This window comes from Mesorhizobium sp. LNHC252B00, assembly GCF_000502955.1.
Classification (GTDB): domain Bacteria; phylum Pseudomonadota; class Alphaproteobacteria; order Rhizobiales; family Rhizobiaceae; genus Mesorhizobium.
Genome location: NZ_AYWO01000004.1, coordinates 245,449 through 263,831, shown reverse-complemented (window position 1 = coordinate 263,831; position 18,383 = coordinate 245,449). Strand labels below are relative to the sequence as shown.

Below are 18,383 nucleotides of genomic sequence, written 5' to 3'. Positions count from 1 at the left end.
CTCCTATTCAGCAGCCACGCGCACGGGCGCGGGCTTGAAGTCGTCGGGGAAATGGGTGATCGAGCTCATGACAGGGTAGGGCGTGAAGCCGCCCAGCGCGCACAGCGAGCCGAATTTCATCGTGTTGCAGAGGTCGGTGACCAGAGCGAGGTTCTTCTCCGGTTCGATGCCCGCGGCAATTCTGTCGATGGTCTCGACGCCGCGCGTCGAGCCGATGCGGCATGGCGTGCACTTGCCGCAACTTTCGATGGCGCAGAATTCCATCGCAAAGCGGGCCTGTTTCAACATGTCGGCGGTGTCGTCGAACACCACGATGCCGGCATGGCCGATCAGCCCGTCCTTGGCCGCGAAGGCCTCATAATCGAACGGCGTGTCGAACAGCGCGCGCGGGAAATAGGCGCCGAGCGGTCCGCCGACCTGCACAGCCTTGACGGGACGCCCCGTGGCCGTGCCGCCGCCGATCTCGTCGACGATCTCGCCGAGCGTCATGCCGAAAGCGGCTTCGAACAGGCCGGCATATTTGACATTGCCGGCGATCTGGATCGGGATCGTGCCGCGCGAGCGGCCCATGCCGAAATCCTTGTAGAAGGCCGCACCCTTGTCCATGATGATAGGCACCGAAGCCAGCGAGATGACGTTGTTGATCACCGTCGGCTTGCCGAACAGCCCCTTGTGAGCCGGCAGCGGTGGTTTTGCCCGGACCATGCCGCGCTTGCCTTCGAGCGAGTCCAGCAGCGCCGTCTCCTCGCCACAGACATAGGCGCCTGCGCCAACCCGGATCTCCATGTCGAAAGCATGGGCCGAACCCAGCACGCTGGCGCCAAGAACACCGGCCTTGCGGGCGATCTCGACGGCCTTGTTCATCACCGCCACCGCATGCGGATATTCAGAGCGGACATAGACAAAGCCCTTGGTCGCGCCCGTGGCTATACCGGCAATCGTCATGCCTTCGATCAGCACGAAGGGATCGCCCTCCATGATCATGCGGTCGGCGAAGGTGCCTGAATCGCCTTCGTCGGCGTTGCAGACGATGTATTTGCGGTCGCCTGATGTATCGAGCACCGTCTTCCACTTGATGCCGGTCGGGAAGCCCGCGCCGCCGCGCCCGCGCAGCCCGGATTCGGTCACCTCGGCGACAATGGCGGCCGGCGTCAGTCCCAGCGCATTCGTCAGTCCATTCAACCCGCCATATTTCTTGTAGGATTCGAGCGACAGCGGATCCGTGACGCCGCAGCGTGCGAAGGTCAATCGCGTCTGCTTGGCCAGGAAGGGGATTTTGTCCGGCACGCCCAGCCAGCGTTTGTGATGGCCGCCGGTGAGGAAGCCGCTGTCGAACAGGCTTTTGACGTCAGACGGCTTGACCGGTCCATAAGCGACCCGGCCATTGGCGGTCGCCACTTCGACCATCGGTTCGAGGAAGTAAGCCCCGCGCGAGCCGTTGCGCACGATTTTGGCTTCGATGCCGCGTTCGGCAAGCTCACTTGCGATCGCCTTCGCGACTTTTTCGGCACCCAGCGCCAGCGCGCCGGAGTCGCCGGGAATGTAGATACGCGGGATCATGAGCGCACCTCGGCAACGATTTCGTCGAGCTTTTCGTCATCGAGCCGCCCGATCACCTGGCCATCGAGCATTGCGGCGGGCGAACAGGCGCACAAGCCCAGGCAATAGACCGGCTCCAGCGTCACCGAACCGTCGCGGGCCGTCTCATGGAAGCCGATGCCAAGCAACTGTTTAAGTTTGGCGGCGATGGCGTCCGAACCCATCGACTGGCAGGATTCCGCCTGGCAGAGCTTCAGCACATGCCGGCCGGCGGGGTGGCTGCGATAATCATGGTAGAAGCTGACGACGCCGTGCACCTCGGCCCTGGAGATATTCAGCGCCTCGGCAATGACCGGCAGCGCATCCTTGGGCACATGGCCGAACTCTTCCTGGATGCCGTGAAGGATCGGCAGCAGCGGGCCTTCGAGGCCCTTCAACTCCTGGATGATCGCGGCTGTGCGCGATGTGATCTCGGTACTTGCAGGCTGCATCGTCAAGCAGCGCCCTCCCTGGTCGATAGCTTTTATCGCTAAGCCGTTACAAAATCAGAGGAAACCCGCTGAATCAATAAAGCTGTTTCGTTGATTGATAGAAAATTTCTATCAGTCCTCCATCCAGCATTGTTAGCCTAGCGGTGGGCGTGGAAATCGTCCGCCAGCGCCATCGCCTCGTCCAACAGCGCCGAGACCAGCGGCGTGTGCGGTTCGCGCGGCGCCGCCACCAGGCCGACCGTGTGGCTGGCGTCCGGTTCGACGATCGGAATGGCCCGGATCGGTTCGGAAAAGCCGAATGTTTCCGTGAGGTTGAGTGGCATGATTGACGACCATTTGCCGGTCCGGATATGTGAAAACAGCACGATCATCGAGTTGGATTCCAGCGTCGGCCGCACCTGCACGCCGGCTTCGGCCAGATGCTGGTCGATGATACGGCGGTTCTGCATGTCCGGCGTCAACAGGCACAGCGGCAGGCTTGAGAGCTCCGCCCATGTCACTTTGTCGCGATCGGAATAGGGATTTCCCATCGCGGTGATCAGTTGATAGCGCTCGTCATAGAGCGGCACGCTGGTCACTCGTCCCAGCGGCTCATTGTCGAGATAGGTGATGCCGGCATCGATGTCGAAATTGCCAAGCAGCGACAGCACCTCGATGGAGGTTCGCGACAGCACCGAAAAGGTGACGCCCGGATGCTTTGCCCGAAACGGCGTCGTCAGCCGCGCCACCATGGCCAGAGCCGTCGGGATGGCGGCGATGCGGATGCGGCCCGAAAGACCGTAGCGCGCAGCGCGCATCTCCTCGCGCATGGTGCGGGTGTCGCCGACGATCCGGCGCGCCCACACCAGGACCTGTTTTCCCTCCGGCGTCAGCCCCTGGAAGCGCGAGCCGCGCAAAACCAGCATCACCCCGAGCTGGCCCTCCAGCTGCTTGATGCCGGCCGACAGCGTCGGCTGGGTCACGCCGCACAATTCCGCCGCCCGGCCGAAATGCTCCTCCCTGGCCAGCGCAATGAAGAATTCCAGCTTGTCGATCATGCGATCTTTCCGGTCGTTCGACGCAAGGTCGGGGAAATCGCATTTTATCGCAAGCGCCATGCGCAATTGGCCTGCATCCACATCTTTAAGCCGGCTAGCTGTTCCCCCCGGCTGAATGCGGCGCTATGTGGATGAAACTGGGAGATCGACCATGCTGGGCTGGTTCCGCAAGCTTTTGCCGCGCGAAGATCGCTTCTTCGAACTGTTCGAACGACATTCCCGCACGGTGGTCGGCGGCGCCGAGGCGCTGGAGCAGCTTCTCCAGGGCAAGGACATCGAGCGCTGGTGCCAGAAAATCATCGATCTCGAAGACGAAGCCGACCATATCACCGCGGAAGTGCTGCTGGCGGTGCGGCGCTCCTTCATCACGCCTTTCGATCGCGGCGACATCAAGGACCTGATCCAATCGATGGATGATGCCATCGACATGATGCACAAGACGGTCAAGACGGTGAGGCTGTTCGAAAAGAAGGAATTCGATCCGCTGATGCAGGAAATGGGCGGCGTCATCGTCGCCGCCGCCAAGTTGGTGGCCGAGGCGATTCCGCTGCTCAGCAAGGTTGGTGCGCACACCGTGCGCCTCAATGCCATCGCCGAAGAGGTCATGCGCGTCGAAAGCCGGGCCGATGATCTGCACGAGCAGGGTTTGAAGGATCTCTTCAGGAAGCATGGCAGCAGCGACCCGATGGCCTACCTGATTGGCTCAGAGATCTATGGCCAGCTGGAAAAGGTGGTCGATCGCTTCGAGGACGTCGCCAACGAGATCAGCGGCATCGTCATCGAGAATGTTTAGGTGATGGAAGCCACCATTGCCTTTCCCGTGCTGGTCGGCCTCGTCGTCGTCGCGCTGTTCTTCGATTTTCTCAACGGCCTGCACGACGCGGCCAACTCCATCGCCACCATCGTGTCCACCCGGGTGCTGAGGCCGCAATATGCGGTGTTGTGGGCAGCCTTCTTCAATTTCATTGCCTTCATGTTCTTCGGCCTCCACGTCGCCGAGACAGTGGGAAAGGGTATCGTCGACGTCAGCGTCGTCACGCCGGCGGTGATTTTCGCCGCCCTTGTCGGCGCCATCGTCTGGAACATCGTAACCTGGATGGTCGGCATTCCGTCGAGCAGCTCGCATGCGTTGATCGGCGGTCTTGTCGGTGCCGGGGTAGCGAAGGCCGGGCTCGGTGCCATCGTCTGGACGGGACTCGGCAAGACTGTCGCTGCTATCGTCGTGTCGCCGGCGACCGGCTTTGTCTTGGCGCTCGTCCTGATCCTGACCGTTTCCTGGCTCTTCGTGCGCCAGTCGCCGTTTGCGGTCGACAGCACCTTCCGCGTCCTGCAGTTCTTTTCCGCCTCGCTCTATTCGCTCGGGCATGGCGGCAACGACGCCCAGAAAACCATGGGCATCATCGCCGTGCTGCTCTATTCGCAAGGCATGCTCGGCGCGACTTTCTATGTGCCGCTGTGGGTCGTACTCACCTGTCAGTCGGCGCTGGCCCTCGGCACCCTGTTCGGCGGCTGGCGTATCGTTCACACCATGGGCTCGAAGATCACCCGGCTGAATCCGATGCAGGGTTTTTGCGCCGAGACCGGTGGTGCCATCACCCTGTTTGCCGCCACCTGGCTCGGAGTTCCCGTTTCGACCACGCACACCATCACCGGCGCCATCATAGGCGTTGGCGCCGCTCGCCGGGTCTCGGCGGTGCGCTGGGGCATTGCCAGCAGCATCGTCATCGCCTGGATCGTCACCTTGCCGGCAACCGCTATGATCTCGGCGCTCACCTACCTCGCTGTCGGCCTGGCGAGGTGACGTGAAGACATCTACCTGTTCACAAGGTTCAGGATGTTGCCGTCTGGGTCCTTGAACCAGACGACCTTCATGCCGGAGCCGACATAGACGTCGCCCTCCAGTGTCAAGCCCGGCATATCATAGTGCTCGAAGCTGACGCCCTTCGACTTCAGCGCCTTGACGACATTGCCGATCTCGTCGCCCACGGTCCACGTCACCGCTGTTGCCTTGTTGGTTCCGGCATATTGGGAATGATAGACATTGATGGCTGTGTCGCCGCTTTTATACACGATCAGTTCACCGCCCTCATCGTGCACCTGCTTCAGGCCAAGCGTTCCCTCATAGAAAGCCTTGGCTTTCGCGAGATCCTTCACCGCGAGGTTGGCCGTTGCGTTGAAGTTTGCGAGCATGATGATCTCCTTCCCTGGTTGTTGTGCTCACCATGGTCATGCAGATAGGTCGCACCGGCAGATTGGCGACCGTCAACTTGCTGGAGTGATCGGTCACCTTGGCTGCCGTTTTCCGCGGATGCATTCGATCAGGCGATCAGACAGGCCTCGTCGTTTTTCCGGGCACGCCGAGGCAGCTGTTGCTCCACGGCTTGGTTCTGTCCGGAAACTGCATTATCTGAAGCCCTGAACGTCCAAGGAAAAATATCATGTCCGCCGTCCAGCAGAACGTCACCAAGGAAATCGTCACCGAGCGTCTGAAGACGGTCAACGGGCCGGATTTCACCGGCAACATCGTCGACCTCGGCATGGTTTCGGAGATTTTCATCGCCGACGGGAAGGTCTTCTTCTCGATTACCGTTCCCGCCGCCCGCGCCCAGGAGATGGAGCCGCTGCGTGCCGCCGCCGAACGTGTCGTCAAGGCGATCCCCGGTGTCGCCGGCGCCGTCGTCGCCCTGACGGCCGAAAAGAAGGGCGGCGGCATGGAGGCTCCGGTCCCGTCGCGCCCCGCACCCAGGCCGGCTCCGCCCGCTGCTGCGCCGCGTGCTACCCCGCACGCGCCGGCCTCGCACAGCTCCGGCAAACGCGGCGTGCCCGGCATAGAGGCAATCATTGCCGTTGCTTCCGGCAAGGGCGGCGTCGGCAAGTCGACCACCGCCGTCAACATCGCGCTCGGCCTCGCCGCCAACGGCCTGCGCGTCGGCGTGCTCGACGCCGACATCTACGGCCCATCCATGCCGCGGCTGCTCAATATTCATGGCCGGCCGCAGACCGTCGATGGCAAGATCTTGAAACCGATGGAGAATTACGGCCTGAAGGTGATGTCGATGGGCTTCCTCGTCGATGAGGAAACGCCGATGATCTGGCGCGGCCCGATGGTGATGTCGGCACTGACGCAGATGCTGCGCGAGGTCGAATGGGGCCGGCTCGACGTGCTCGTCGTCGACATGCCGCCCGGCACCGGCGACGCGCAGCTGACCATGGCCCAGCAGGTGCCGCTGGCCGGCGCCGTCATCGTCTCGACGCCGCAGGATCTGGCCCTGATCGACGCACGAAAAGGCCTCAACATGTTCAAGAAGGTCGACGTGCCGCTGCTCGGCATCGTCGAAAACATGAGTTATTTCGTCGCGCCGGACACCGGCAAACGCTACGACATCTTCGGCCATGGCGGCGCCCGTCGCGAGGCCGAGCGTCTCGGCGTCACCTTCCTCGGCGAAGTGCCGCTCGAGATGGGCATCCGCGAAAGCTCGGATGCCGGCGCGCCGGTTGTCGTCTCGAAGCCCGACGGCGCCGAGGCGAAAGTCTACCGCGACATCGCTTCGAAGGTTTGGGACCGGGTCAACGAAGAGCGTGGTGCCGCTGCTGCGGCGGTGCCGAGCATCGTGTTCGAGTAGCACGGATATCCCTCCCCCTTGAGGGGAGGGTGGCCCGAAGGGCCGGGTGGGGTCCGCGGTGACGCGCTCCAACTTGTCGAAGGTCGAGGCAGTTCAGTTAGTTAAGGCAGCTGAGGCGACCCCTCCCGCCTCGCTTTGCGAGGCGACCTCCCCTCAAGGGAGAGGGTTAGCCGCCGACCTTTTCGCCGAAGCTCGAAAAAAACTGTCCGGCGAGTTTCTTCGAGGTCGATTCTATCAGCCGGCTGCCGAGCTGGGCGATCTTGCCGCCGACATCGGCCTTGGCGGCGTATTTCAACACCGTTGTATCGGGCCCATCTGATGCCAACGTCACGTCCGCACCGCCCTTGGCGAAACCGGCAATGCCACCCCTGCCTTCACCCTGGATGGTGTAGGAGTGCGGCGGCTTCAAGTTCTTCAACGTCACTTCGCCGTTGAACGTCGCCTTGATCGGTCCGATCTTCACCACCACGGTCGCCGCCATTTCGGTCGTCGATCTCATCTCCAGGCTCTGGCAGCCGGGAATGGTCGCCTTCAGGACCTCGGGATCGTTCAGCGCTTCCCACACTTTTTGCAGGGAAGCGGCAATGCGCTCCTCGCCTTCGATCACCAAAGCCATGAAAACCTCCCGGACAAGACTGAATAAAGCCCTAACGCACGGCTGGCTGCCTGTCTATCACACCAAAGTCCGGTTGCGACCGCACGCCCTCTTGCCTGCTCTCGCGCGTTGCCATATCGATTTGTCTTACAAATACGGAGACCACCAATGGCAGGCGCCCCCACCCACAAGAAAAAATTTCGCTCGCAGGAGTGGTTCGACAATCCCGACAACCCGGGCATGACGGCGCTCTATCTCGAGCGCTACCTGAATTACGGCCTGACGCGCGCCGAACTGATGTCCGGCAAGCCACTGATCGGCATCGCGCAGACCGGCTCCGATCTTTCGCCCTGCAACCGGCACCATATCGAACTCGCCAAGCGCGTGCGCGAAGGCATCGTCTCGATGGGCGGCATCCCTTTCGAATTTCCCTGCCACCCGATCCAGGAGACCGGCAAGCGCCCGACCGCCGCTCTTGACCGCAACCTTGCCTATCTTGGCCTAGTCGAAGTGCTTTACGGCTATCCGCTCGATGGCGTCGTGCTCACCATTGGTTGCGACAAGACGACGCCGGCCCTGCTGATGGCGGCGGCCACCGTCAACATCCCGGCGATTGCGCTGTCGGTCGGCCCGATGCTGAACGGCTGGCACAAGGGCAAGCGCACCGGCTCCGGCACCATCGTTTGGGAATCGCGCCAGCGGCTATCGGCCGGCGAGATCGGCTATGACGAGTTCATGGATATCGTCGCTTCCTCGGCGCCGTCCACCGGCTATTGCAACACCATGGGCACCGCCACGACGATGAACTCGCTGGCCGAGGCGCTTGGCATGCAGTTGCCTGGCTCGGCCGCCATTCCCGCGCCGTACCGCGAGCGCGGCCAGATTTCCTATGAGACGGGAAAGCGCATTGTCGAGATGGTGCACGAGGATTTGAAGCCGTCGGATATCATGACGCGCCAAGCCTTTGAGAACGCCATCGTCGTCAACTCGGCCATTGGCGGCTCGACCAATGCACCGATCCATCTCAACGCCATCGCTCGCCATCTCGGCGTGCCGCTCGATAATGACGACTGGCAGAAGGTCGGGCTCAAGATCCCGCTCATCGTCAATCTGCAGCCGACCGGCGAATATCTCGGCGAGGATTATCACCACGCGGGCGGCGTGCCCGCCGTCGTGGCCGAATTGATGAAGGGCGGATTGCTGCCTTTCCCCGAAGCCATCACCGTCAACGGCAAATCGATCGGCGACAACTGCAAGGGGGTCGTCAACGAGAACATCGAGGTCATCCGCACCGTGGCCGAGCCGTTGAAAGCCAATGCCGGCTTCATCAACCTGCGGGGCAATCTGTTCGATTCGGCGATCATGAAGACCAGCGGCATCTCGCCGGAGTTCCGCGAACGCTATTTGTCCAACCCCAGGGACCCCGAGGCTTTCGAAGGCAACGCCATGGTTTTCGACGGGCCGGAAGACTACCACGCCCGCATCGACGATCCGGCGCAAGGCATCGACGAACACACCATCCTGTTCATGCGCGGCGCTGGCCCGGTCGGCTATCCCGGCGGTGCCGAGGTCGTCAACATGCAGCCGCCAGCCTACCTCATCAAGAAGGGCATCCACGCGCTCGCCTGCATTGGTGACGGTCGCCAGTCGGGCACGTCAGGTTCGCCGTCGATCCTCAACGCCTCGCCGGAAGCGGCGATCGGCGGCGGGCTGGCGCTGTTGAAGACGGGCGACCGTGTCCGCATCGACCTGCGCAAGGGCACGGCCGATATCCTCGTCACCGATGACGAGATCACCCGCCGCCGCGCCGAACTGCAGAACAATGGCGGCTATCACTATCCCAAGCACCAGACGCCCTGGCAGGAGATCCAGCGTGGCATGGTGGCGCAGTTCTCGGAGGGAATGGTGCTGGAGCCAGCGGTGAAATACCAGGATGTCGCGCATACCAGCGGTGTTCCCAGGGACAATCACTGATATTCCAGGATAATCGCTGATAATCCTCGGATAATCGCTGATTATTCCAGACGACGATTGCTGATGCTGGATCGTTGACAGGCGGCCTGAACAATCAGGCTGCCTCTCGGGCTCCGTTCAGCGTGTCCCGGTCGAGGGTCGAGAACCATCCTTGACAAGCCACGCAACAATTCCACCAGCATGACAAAGGGTGCATCGCAACGACCCCGTGAGGCGTCAGCCCAACGTTCGCGTCCAAGCTTCTCTTCCAGGAGGTGGACGCCATGCCGTCAACAACCGCTATCACCATACCGCGATTGTCCCGGCTCATCGGTTTGCCGGGCGCCCCCGGCAGGGGAGACGACACGCATCAGGAATGATCCAAAGCCACGGCCTTTGTATTCCGCTTGCGAACCTCCTAATTGCGTTGAAACGGATTGGAACTCATGGCGGGACGGCGCTCTTCTCTCGGCTTCCTCGGAATGTTCGGCCGCTCAAGCGATTTGAGACAGCTCGACGTCGCGTTGCGGGCCGCCGACCTTCACCCAGCCCTTGTGCCGGAGGGCGTAAAACTCACCATCGTCAATCTGATGAAGGATCACTGGTCCGACGAGCCGCCCACCAAGGCCTATGCGGAAGTGGCGCAATTGTTCAGCTATTGCGTTGCCGGCCCAGAAACCTTCGAAAGCTCCCATGGCCTGCCGCAACGGCAGGACGTCGAGCGCCGGGTCGAGGCCGCGGTGCAGGCCGGCGACAGTTTCGATGCGCAAATCGTATTGATGACCCTGCACGCCAAGCTGATCAGCGCCGAGGTCGTCGAGCGCTATGGGCTGGGCACCGAATAGCTGTTCCGGGAGCGTTGTTTACCCGCCCATCCTGCCGCGAGGCAGTTTGATCATTTCGCCAAAGCGGGCGCGCAGCCGGTCGTCGATCGGCTTCGGCACATGGCGCGGAAAGCNGAAAGCGCTCGGCAAGCACCCGCTTCTTCTCGATGATCGCCCGCTGCAAGATGTCGGGCCGGCCCTTCTCGTTCCATTCCTTGGGAGAAAAGCGGTCGCCGACGGCGGGGTAAAAATACTCCGTCTGCATCAGCCGCAGCGTCTGCTCATTGCCGAGATAGTGGCCCGGACCCTTCAGGCAGACATCGGCAATGGTATCGATCGACAGCGCTTCGTCAGTCACCTCGATGCCACGCACGCAGCGCAGGCAGTGGCCGAGCATGTCGTTGTCGATGATCAGGCTTTCCAGGCAAAAGCCGAGCAGGGAGGCATGCATGCCGGCCGATTCATAGACGAGATTGAGCCCGGCGAGACCGGCCATCACGTCGGTGATGCCCTTTTCGTAGCCGGACTGGATATCGGGCAGTTTCGAATCCGTCATGCCGGCGGCTGAACCGCCAGGCAAGTCGTAGTATTGCGCCATTTGTGCGCACGCTGCAGTCAGGACTGCCTGCTCGGCCGAACCGCCGGACATTGCGCCGGTGCGCAGATCCGAAACGAACGGCCAGGTACCGAAGATCGCCGGGTGGCCCGGCTTGATGGCGTTGACATAGACCAGACCGGCCAGCACTTCGGCCACCGCTTGCACCACCGCACCGGCAATCGCCGCCGGTGCCGTGGCGCCGGCCTGCCCGGCCGACAGCAGGAGAATCGGGATGCCGCCCTCGACGCAAGCCTCGAGCACGCCGCAGGCGTCCTCGGCGAACTTCATCGGCGGCACCACGAAGCAGTTCGAGTTCGACACGAACGGCCGGGCGCGGAAGTTCTCCTCGCCTCCGGCAATGGCATAGAGCATTTCGAGCGCCGGCTGCACATTCTCGCGCACCGTAAACGAGGTGCCGACATGCTTGGACGTACCCATCACGCAGGCATAGAGCGTGTTGAAATCCATTTCGAGCGGATCGGGAATATCGCGCGGCACCATCGGCCGCTGGAAGAAGTGGATATTGTCGAGCCCTTCGACGAGGCGGGCGGCGTCATAGATGTCCTGCAGCAGCGACTCGCGATATTCGCGCTTCTCGACGTCGACCAGATGCACGGCAGCTCCGGCCGTGCCGTAATGCACGCGCTTACCCTTGATCAGCATGTCGTGCTTGGGGTCCTGGCCGTGTAGCGTGAAATGCCGTGCCGCTTTTTTGATCGTGTCGAGCACGAGCGCTCGTGGAAAGCGGATGCGCCCATCGTCGCCATAGGTGCCGCCGGCCTCTGTCAAGGCTTCGATGCAAGAGGGGATGGCATTGGCAAAGCCAACCGTCTCCAGGAGCGTCAACACCGCTTCGTGGATGCGTTCCTGGTCGTTCTGTGTCAGCGGTCCGTAGCTGCCGCCTTCGAGGCCGGCGCGCACCGGCTTGATGTCGTCGGCCAAGGGTGCTGCCCGCATGGCGCGGCGCGCTTCGCGCCCGCCGGAGCGACGCGAACGCTGGTCCGCCGCCGCTTCCTGCTTTTCAAGAACTGACATGGAGACACTCCACCTTTCCGAGAAGCAGGGCGCGGCGGTTGGTCCACCATCGGCTGCTTCTTCCCCTTTGTGCTCCGACTATGCCGCCGGCATTGGCCCAGACTATGAGCCAGAGGGTCCGGTCGCATATGCCAGAACACTAAAGGACCGGAGCCACGCCTGCACGGCTGCGGTCCAAAGGGGTGGGCGATGGATCAGGCGGCCGCCGGCCTGCGTCCGGCGGCGGTGGCGAGTTCACGGATGCCTGGCTCGATGTGCTGCAGCGCGATTGACGAGATGCCCAGCCGCATGAAACGCGAAGGCTTCTCGGTCCGATCGAAGAAACGGTCGCCCGGCTCGATGATGACGCTGCGCGAGGCTGCTGCCTCGGCCAGCCCGCGTGAATCGGTGCCGCGCGGTCCCTCGAGCCACAGCGACGTGCCGCCGGCCGAATCAGTCGAGCGCCACTCCGGCAGGAAGGCGGAAATCGCATGGACCAGCCGCTTGCGCCGCTCGTCGAAGGCCGACGACAGCCGTCGTACCAGCGCCTCATGATGGCCGAGCGACAGGAAGAGTGCTACGGCGCGCTGATTGTTGGCCGGCGGATGACGCAGCATGAAGCGGCGCAGTGCCCTGAGCTCGGAGATCAGTCCGGCAGACGCCACGATGTAGCCAAGCCGCAGGCCGGGAGCCAGCGTCTTCGACATCGAGCCGACATAGACGACACGGCCGGAACGATCGAGGCTTTTCAGCGCCTGCTGCGGTGCTTCGTCGAGAAGCTGGCTGTCATAGCCGTCCTCGATGATGATCTGGTTGTAGCGGTTGGCTCGCGCCAGAAGATCCTGCCGCCGTTCCGCCGAAAGCGGCACCATCGTCGGGCAATGGTGGCTGGGCGTGACGAAGACGAACCCGGAATCGTTGGGAATAGAAGCGGTTACGATGCCGGACTGGTCGACCGGCACCGGCTGTATGTCGGCGCCTGCAAGGCGGAAGATCGAGCGTGCATCGGGGTAGCCGGGATCCTCCATCGCCACCTTGGAGCCCTTGGACATCAGCAGCGTCGCCAGCATGTAAAGCGCGTTCTGGGCGCCCAGCGTGACGATGATCTCGTCGGGATTGGCGAAGATGCCGCGTCGCGGCAACAGCCGCGCCTGGATCTGCTCGATCAGCAGCGGATCGTCGCGGTCGACCATGTCGGACGCCCAGTTGCGGATTTCGAGCACGGCAAGCGCCATGCGGTTGCACTCGCGCCACTCGGCGGTCGGGAACAGCGCCGGGTCGAACTGGCCGTAGACGAAGGGGTAGGACGACTTGATCCAGTTCTCGTGCTTGGCCGGCGGCGGCATGTCGCTGGCGGCGATCTTGCGGCGTGCCTTCCAGTCAATTTCGTTGGCCTGGTCGGGCGCCTTCTGGTGCGGCTTGGCAGGCGTTGCCAGCACATCGGGATTGACGAAATGGCCACGCCGCTCGCGTGCCACCAGGAAGCCCTGGTCGACGAGCTGCTGGAACGCCAGCACGACGGTTCCGCGCGCAACGCCGAGCTTTTCAGCCAGGATCCGGCACGAAGGAAGCGGCATCGAAGCGGCAATCTGGCGGTCGAGAATGGCGGCCACGATGGCTTGGCGGATCTGCGCCTGCAGGGTCTGGCCCGATTCCGCCGAAATCCGGAACAGGCCGGACCATATGGCCGTGTCGTTACGCTGTGGCATGGGAGGTGTTCCTCGATGGCCAGTCTTTTTCGCTTGGCTGGACCAGCCGAACGTAACCGTGGCACAAGGGGTTGCGCCAATCAATTTTTCTGATCGTTGGGATTTATGCCAGTGATCCTTCACGCCATTTTGATGCTGCGCTGCGGCATCGCGGGGTGACGCGGCGCCTCGTCCCGGCGATGACTGCGTGCGTCATCGCTGCGCATTGAAATGGCTCGAATTAGGTTCGATAGATTGTCGCGACGACACGCGCCGGAAACATCCGGTTCGTAATGATGGCTCGAGGTTTCGGAGTTCGGCAGTGGATCAATCGTCCTTCCAAAAACAGCTCGCTGCCTTGCGCGATCATCGCGCGGCGGCGCCCGCCAGCATGCGCCAGGCCTTCGCCGCTGATCCCAAGCGTTTCGAGACATTCTCCGCCACCGACGGCGACCTTCTGCTCGACTGGTCGAAATGCGCCGTCGACGGGCTCACCATGGACTTGCTGGAACGGCTCGCCAAGGCGGCCAATCTCGAAGGTCGTCGCGCCGCCATGTTCGCCGGCAAGAAGATCAACCTCACTGAGGATCGCGCCGTGCTGCATACGGCGTTGCGCAACCTGACCGGCAAGGGCGTCACCGTCGATGGCCAGGACGTCAAGGCGGACGTCATAGCCGTGCTCGACGCGATGGGCGCCTTTGCCGACGCCGTGCGGTCGGGCAAGGCGGCCGGCGCTACGGGCAAGAAGATCACCGACATCGTCAACATCGGCATCGGTGGTTCCGATCTCGGTCCGGCCATGGCAACGCTGGCACTGGCGCCCTATCATGACGGGCCGCGCGCGCATTACGTCTCCAACATCGACGGCGCCCATATCCACGACACGCTGAAGGGCCTGTCGGCCGAAACCACGTTGTTCATTATCGCCTCCAAGACCTTCACCACCGTCGAGACGATGACGAATGCGCAGACGGCGCGCAAATGGGTGCAGGAAGCGCTCTGCAAGGAAGCGGTGGGCAAGCATTTCGCCGCCGTCTCGACCGCGCTCGACCTTGTGGCCAAGTTCGGCATCGCGCCGGATCGCGTCTTCGGCTTCTGGGACTGGGTCGGTGGCCGCTATTCGCTCTGGGGTGCGATCGGCCTGCCGGTGATGATCGCTGTAGGCCCGCGGAATTTCCGCGCGTTCCTCGATGGCGCGCACGAGATGGACGAGCATTTCCGCACCGCGCCCGTGCTGGAGAACCTGCCGGCGTTGCTGGGACTGGTCGGCTGGTGGCATCGCGTGATCTGCGGGTATCCGGCGCGCGCCGTCATCCCCTATGACCAGCGCCTGTCCAGGCTGCCGGCCTATCTGCAGCAGCTCGATATGGAATCCAACGGCAAGAGCGTCACCCTCGAAGGCACCGACGTAACGACGCAAACCGGACCACTGGTCTGGGGCGAGCCTGGCACCAACGGCCAGCATGCCTTCTTCCAACTGCTGCACCAGGGCACCGATTTCATCCCGGTCGAGTTCCTTGCCGCGGCCGTCGGCCACGAGCCCGATCTAAAGCATCAGCACGATTTGCTGCTCGCCAACTGCCTGGCGCAGTCGGAAGCGCTGATGAAGGGCCGCACGCTGGACGAGGCCCGTGCCCAGATGCTGGCCAAGGGCATGAAGCCGGCCGAGGTCGACAAAATTGCCCCGCACCGCGTCTTCTCCGGAAACCGGCCCTCCGTGACCATCCTCTACCGCAAACTCGATCCGCGCACCTTCGGCCGGCTGATCGCGCTCTACGAGCACCGCGTCTTCGTCGAGGGAACGCTGTTCAACATCAACTCCTTCGACCAGTGGGGCGTCGAACTCGGCAAGGAACTCGCCACCGGCCTTCTGCCTGTCGTGGAGGGCAAGGAAAGTGCCGCCAAGCGGGATGCATCGACCGCTGGTCTCGTGGGATTCATCCACCATTTGCGTGGATCGGAGTGAAAAGCTTGGCAGACATCAAGGGTATATTGTTCGACAAGGATGGAACGCTTGTCGACTTCAACGCGACCTGGCTTGGAGTTGCCGACTTCATGGCCATGGATGCGTCCGAGGGTGATCGCTGGAAAGCCGACAGGCTGCTGGCGGCCGCCGGCTTCGATTTCACCAGCAAGCGCTTCAAGCCTGACTCCATCTTTGCATCCGGCACCAATCTCGACGTCGTCGAATTGTGGTTCCCGCGGCTGTCCAACGAGGACCAGATGCTTGCGGTTGCCCGCTTCAACGAGATCACCTCGGTGCAGGGCTCGGCGATGGCTGTGGCGCTGCCGGGCATCGTCGACACGCTGACGGCCTTGCACAGGAAGTCCTACCGGCTCGGCGTCGCCACCAACGATTCGACCAGCGGTGCGGAAAAGACGCTTGTCACGCTCGGCGTCGCCCAGCTGTTCGACGCGGCTTACGGCTACGACGCGGTGGCCAATCCGAAGCCGGCGCCCGACACCATCCTGGCCTTCAGCGATCTCACCGGGCTGAAGCCCACGGAAATCGCCATGGTCGGCGACAACCGCCACGATCTCGAAATGGCGCGGGCCGGCGGCTGCGGACTGGCGGTCGGCGTGCTCTCCGGCACCGGCACCCGCGAATCGCTGGCCGGGATTGCCGACATTGTTCTTGATTCGGTTGCCGATCTGCCCGACTTCCTCTCGGCACGGGTCAAGGAGACGATCTGACCGGGCTAGGCTTGGCAAATCGACTTGGGACTTTCCCGCCAACGGCTGAGATGGGGTGGTGAGCCGAACGTCTGCAGGTAGTCGAAACCGACGGTTAGCTGCCGTTCTTCACTTCACCCCGCGACATAAGATGTGCGGGATTAGTATCCTGCGTGGCCTTTGCCGCCGTGCGCGGCGATGAACATGGCGACGGCCGACCGGCAATAGGATTCGATTTCGTTGTCGTCCTCTGCTCTCGCCTGATCGAAGCGTGCGATAATCAGGAGATCGGATCCTTTGAAAAGCGCGGCAAACAAGCGGGCGGACCGGAGAGGATCGGGCACGTTCAGAACCGCCTTCGCGTGCAACCGGCGCAACAGGGCCTCGATTTGGGCGATGACATGGGCGGGGCCGGCTTCGTAATGGACCTTGCTTAACGAATTTTGATTCGTCTTGTCGGCCATGATCATGGCTTCGACACTGCGGACGTCCGGGCTCAACAGCGTGCGAAGCAGCGATGATCCCACCGCCATGAGCTGATCTTCGGCCGAACCGTCGACGCCTTCAACAAGGGCCTGTGGTGCAAACTGACGGCAGCGGGCCGCGATGGCCGCGCTGAACAGCGCCTCCTTGTTCTCGAAGTGCCGATAGATGCTGAGCTTGGATATCTTCGCTCGCTGGGCGACCTTGTCCAATGTCGTCGCATGAAAACCCAGTTCCTCAAAGAGTTCGCACGCGGCGTCGACTATCGTTTGGCCAAGCGCCTCGTTGGCCGGCCGGCCGCGCCGGCCCTGGCTGTTTACGGTCACGACAATTCCAGTCCTTGACAGTATCCTAATTCGTGCATTACGATACCACGTAGTATCTGAAATGTGCAAGCCAACGGGTCGGTTTCAACTTGTCCTCCAAATCAAGTTTCCCCGGGCCGCCCGGCGATATCGAATGCGGCATTGTCCGGCCGGTCAACACAGTGATGGGCGACATTCTCGTCGATGCCGAAGCCCTGCTCGCTGACCGTCTCGAGCGCGTATCGGTGGACGATATTTCGCGCCCGGCCCAGCCCAACCCCCTCCATCCACAACACGGAGCCCATCATGGATGACGTCATCATCATCGGCGGCAGCTTTGCCGGTCTCGCCGGCGCCCTGCAGCTCGGCCGTGCCCGCCGCAAGGTCACCGTTCTCGATACCGGCCTGCCGCGCAACCGCTTTGCCGGCCACTCGCATGGCCTGCTCGGCCACGACCACAAGCCACCGCTGGACATCCTGGCCGAGGCGCGGCAGCAACTGGCGCGCTATCCCACGATCAGGCTGGTCAATGCCCGGGCCGACAGCATCTCTGGCGCCATCGACGATTTCTCCGTCCTCACTGGCGACGGCGAAAGCCTTGCGGCGCGCCGGCTGATCCTGAGCTATGGCGTCGTCGACCAGATGCCTGATGTTCCGGGCTTTGCCGAAGGCTGGGGCACGTCCATCGTGCCCTGTCCCTATTGCGACGGCTTTGAAGTCGCCGGCCAGCATTGGGGCCTCGTCTGGTCCGGCCGGCAGTCGCACAATTATGTCAGGCTGTACCACGACTGGACCGACACGTTGACGCTCTTCGCCGATGGTCACGACATTCCGCCCGATATTCGGGCCGATCTGGGGCACCGCAATATACCTGTCGTCGATGGCCGGATCACCGGAATCGCCCATCACGGGGGCCATCACGCCACCGTCGAGCTCGATACCGGCCCCAATGTCGCAGTCGACATCCTGTTCGCGCATCCGCGCAACAAGCCGTCCGCAAGCCTGCATGAATCACTGGGCCTCGCCACGGTCGATTCGCCCCTCGGCATTGCCCTCAAGGTCGACGAGCGCCGCGAAACCAGCATGCCCGGCATCTACGCCGCCGGCGACCTCGCCAACCCCCTCATGGCCTCGGTCACCACGGCATCATCGCACGGCGCGATGGCGGGCATCTTCTCCCAGCAGTCGATGCTGGTTTGAGAGCACAGGTTCCCTTCTCCGGTTGCCGCGGGCCGTCGCGGAAAACCTCCTTTTGGGGGAGAGCGCCTACGCCAGCAGATCAGCGGTGGTGCGATAGAGGCCCGTGGCAAGAAGATCGTCGGCGCAACCGCATCTGTTAGACTTGGCATGGCGCGTGAGGACGACCGTGACGTAGGCGACGTTAGCGACGGGGCGCTCTATTCGCGGAGAGCTGCTTCGAGCGACTTGAGCGGATACATCTGTATGGCGAAAAGTACATTGGCGAATTAGGGGACGCTGAGCTTAGATGTTAGCGGCCGTCACGACTGCTATCTGAACGTGCCTTTGATTGGATGATCATCTGCGTTGGCGGTCGAACTC

At 62.7% G+C, this 18,383-nt stretch carries 16 protein-coding genes and 1 pseudogene; 8 read left to right on the top strand and 9 right to left on the bottom strand.

The window, feature by feature from the left end; all coding sequences use genetic code 11:
- Positions 1-3: 3 nt before the first annotated feature.
- The 3 genes from X744_RS161490 to X744_RS161500 form a co-directional block, all read right to left on the bottom strand.
- Positions 4-1,560 (bottom strand): NADH-quinone oxidoreductase subunit NuoF, encoded by a 1,557-nt coding sequence (locus tag X744_RS161490; protein WP_023758221.1) that lies wholly within the window; start codon positions 1,558-1,560, stop codon positions 4-6.
- The gene (locus tag X744_RS161495) at positions 1,557-2,036 is read right to left on the bottom strand and encodes a formate dehydrogenase subunit gamma (protein ID WP_023758220.1); all 480 of its coding nucleotides are present in this window, start codon (positions 2,034-2,036) and stop codon (positions 1,557-1,559) included. The genes X744_RS161490 and X744_RS161495 overlap by 4 nt, the downstream gene beginning before the upstream one ends.
- 131 nt (positions 2,037-2,167) lie before the next feature.
- On the bottom strand, positions 2,168-3,067 hold the full coding sequence (locus X744_RS161500; RefSeq protein ID WP_023758219.1) for a LysR family transcriptional regulator: 900 nt from the start codon (positions 3,065-3,067) through the stop codon (positions 2,168-2,170).
- Between the two features lie 151 nt (positions 3,068-3,218).
- Between X744_RS161500 and X744_RS161505 the strand changes: the two genes are divergently transcribed.
- Both X744_RS161505 and X744_RS161510 read left to right on the top strand, forming a co-directional pair.
- Entirely contained in the window at positions 3,219-3,860 is a 642-nt protein-coding gene (locus X744_RS161505) for a DUF47 domain-containing protein (protein ID WP_023758218.1), read from the top strand.
- 3 nt (positions 3,861-3,863) lie between these two features.
- Complete coding sequence (locus X744_RS161510; RefSeq protein ID WP_023758217.1) at positions 3,864-4,868, top strand: inorganic phosphate transporter; 1,005 nt, start codon at positions 3,864-3,866, stop codon at positions 4,866-4,868.
- 11 nt (positions 4,869-4,879) lie between these two features.
- Here the strand turns inward: X744_RS161510 and X744_RS161515 are convergent, their stop codons facing one another.
- Positions 4,880-5,257 (bottom strand): VOC family protein, encoded by a 378-nt coding sequence (locus X744_RS161515; RefSeq protein WP_023758216.1) that lies wholly within the window; start codon positions 5,255-5,257, stop codon positions 4,880-4,882.
- A gap of 248 nt (positions 5,258-5,505) precedes the next feature.
- Between X744_RS161515 and X744_RS161520 the strand changes: the two genes are divergently transcribed.
- On the top strand, positions 5,506-6,690 hold the full coding sequence (locus X744_RS161520) for an Mrp/NBP35 family ATP-binding protein (RefSeq protein WP_023758215.1): 1,185 nt from the start codon (positions 5,506-5,508) through the stop codon (positions 6,688-6,690).
- Positions 6,691-6,856: 166 nt separating this feature from the next.
- On the opposite strand, the gene X744_RS161525 is transcribed toward X744_RS161520, so the two are convergent.
- On the bottom strand, positions 6,857-7,306 hold the full coding sequence (locus X744_RS161525) for a carbon monoxide dehydrogenase subunit G (RefSeq protein WP_023758214.1): 450 nt from the start codon (positions 7,304-7,306) through the stop codon (positions 6,857-6,859).
- 147 nt (positions 7,307-7,453) lie between these two features.
- Between X744_RS161525 and X744_RS161530 the strand changes: the two genes are divergently transcribed.
- Positions 7,454-9,259: an IlvD/Edd family dehydratase gene (locus X744_RS161530; RefSeq protein WP_023758213.1), complete on the top strand. Its 1,806-nt coding sequence runs from the start codon at positions 7,454-7,456 to the stop codon at positions 9,257-9,259.
- Positions 9,260-9,684: 425 nt separating this feature from the next.
- Positions 9,685-10,083 carry a hypothetical protein gene (locus tag X744_RS161535; protein ID WP_023758212.1) on the top strand — a complete coding sequence of 133 codons (399 nt, stop codon included), beginning with the start codon at positions 9,685-9,687 and terminating at the stop codon, positions 10,081-10,083.
- A gap of 18 nt (positions 10,084-10,101) precedes the next feature.
- Here X744_RS161535 and X744_RS01000000169380 read toward each other — a convergent pair.
- Together X744_RS01000000169380 and X744_RS161540 are read right to left on the bottom strand one after the other, a co-directional pair.
- Positions 10,102-11,695 (bottom strand): annotated as a pseudogene (locus X744_RS01000000169380) (trimethylamine methyltransferase family protein).
- Positions 11,696-11,889: 194 nt separating this feature from the next.
- Positions 11,890-13,383: a PLP-dependent aminotransferase family protein gene (locus X744_RS161540; protein WP_023758211.1), complete on the bottom strand. Its 1,494-nt coding sequence runs from the start codon at positions 13,381-13,383 to the stop codon at positions 11,890-11,892.
- Between the two features lie 301 nt (positions 13,384-13,684).
- Here X744_RS161540 and pgi point away from each other — a divergent pair, with 301 nt between their 5' ends.
- Positions 13,685-15,328: a glucose-6-phosphate isomerase gene (gene pgi, locus X744_RS161545; RefSeq protein WP_023758210.1), complete on the top strand. Its 1,644-nt coding sequence runs from the start codon at positions 13,685-13,687 to the stop codon at positions 15,326-15,328.
- Positions 15,329-15,333: 5 nt separating this feature from the next.
- Positions 15,334-16,056: an HAD family hydrolase gene (locus X744_RS161550; RefSeq protein WP_023758209.1), complete on the top strand. Its 723-nt coding sequence runs from the start codon at positions 15,334-15,336 to the stop codon at positions 16,054-16,056.
- 140 nt (positions 16,057-16,196) lie between these two features.
- Here X744_RS161550 and X744_RS161555 read toward each other — a convergent pair whose 3' ends face one another.
- Both X744_RS161555 and X744_RS22335 read right to left on the bottom strand, forming a co-directional pair.
- Positions 16,197-16,844, bottom strand: coding sequence for a TetR/AcrR family transcriptional regulator (locus X744_RS161555; RefSeq protein WP_023758208.1), 648 nt, complete (start codon positions 16,842-16,844; stop codon positions 16,197-16,199).
- 101 nt (positions 16,845-16,945) lie between these two features.
- Positions 16,946-17,131: a hypothetical protein gene (locus X744_RS22335; protein ID WP_032907120.1), complete on the bottom strand. Its 186-nt coding sequence runs from the start codon at positions 17,129-17,131 to the stop codon at positions 16,946-16,948.
- Between X744_RS22335 and X744_RS161560 the strand changes: the two genes are divergently transcribed.
- A complete protein-coding gene (locus X744_RS161560; RefSeq protein ID WP_023758206.1) occupies positions 17,130-18,023 on the top strand; it encodes an NAD(P)/FAD-dependent oxidoreductase in 894 nt (297 codons plus the stop codon). The two genes, X744_RS22335 and X744_RS161560, sit on opposite strands and share 2 nt — an antisense overlap.
- Positions 18,024-18,383 lie beyond the last annotated feature (360 nt).

Coding starts and splice junctions, on each gene's coding strand:
- X744_RS161520 (WP_023758215.1), top strand. CDS start 5,506: ATGTCCGCCGTCCAGCAGAACGTCACCAAGGAAATCGTCACCGAGCGT.
- X744_RS22335 (WP_032907120.1), bottom strand. CDS start 17,131: ATGATGGGCTCCGTGTTGTGGATGGAGGGGGTTGGGCTGGGCCGGGCG.
- X744_RS161500 (WP_023758219.1), bottom strand. CDS start 3,067: ATGATCGACAAGCTGGAATTCTTCATTGCGCTGGCCAGGGAGGAGCAT.
- X744_RS161515 (WP_023758216.1), bottom strand. CDS start 5,257: ATGCTCGCAAACTTCAACGCAACGGCCAACCTCGCGGTGAAGGATCTC.
- X744_RS161530 (WP_023758213.1), top strand. CDS start 7,454: ATGGCAGGCGCCCCCACCCACAAGAAAAAATTTCGCTCGCAGGAGTGG.
- X744_RS161560 (WP_023758206.1), top strand. CDS start 17,130: ATGGATGACGTCATCATCATCGGCGGCAGCTTTGCCGGTCTCGCCGGC.
- X744_RS161505 (WP_023758218.1), top strand. CDS start 3,219: ATGCTGGGCTGGTTCCGCAAGCTTTTGCCGCGCGAAGATCGCTTCTTC.
- X744_RS161490 (WP_023758221.1), bottom strand. CDS start 1,560: ATGATCCCGCGTATCTACATTCCCGGCGACTCCGGCGCGCTGGCGCTG.
- X744_RS161510 (WP_023758217.1), top strand. CDS start 3,864: ATGGAAGCCACCATTGCCTTTCCCGTGCTGGTCGGCCTCGTCGTCGTC.
- X744_RS161540 (WP_023758211.1), bottom strand. CDS start 13,383: ATGCCACAGCGTAACGACACGGCCATATGGTCCGGCCTGTTCCGGATT.
- X744_RS161525 (WP_023758214.1), bottom strand. CDS start 7,306: ATGGCTTTGGTGATCGAAGGCGAGGAGCGCATTGCCGCTTCCCTGCAA.
- X744_RS161535 (WP_023758212.1), top strand. CDS start 9,685: ATGGCGGGACGGCGCTCTTCTCTCGGCTTCCTCGGAATGTTCGGCCGC.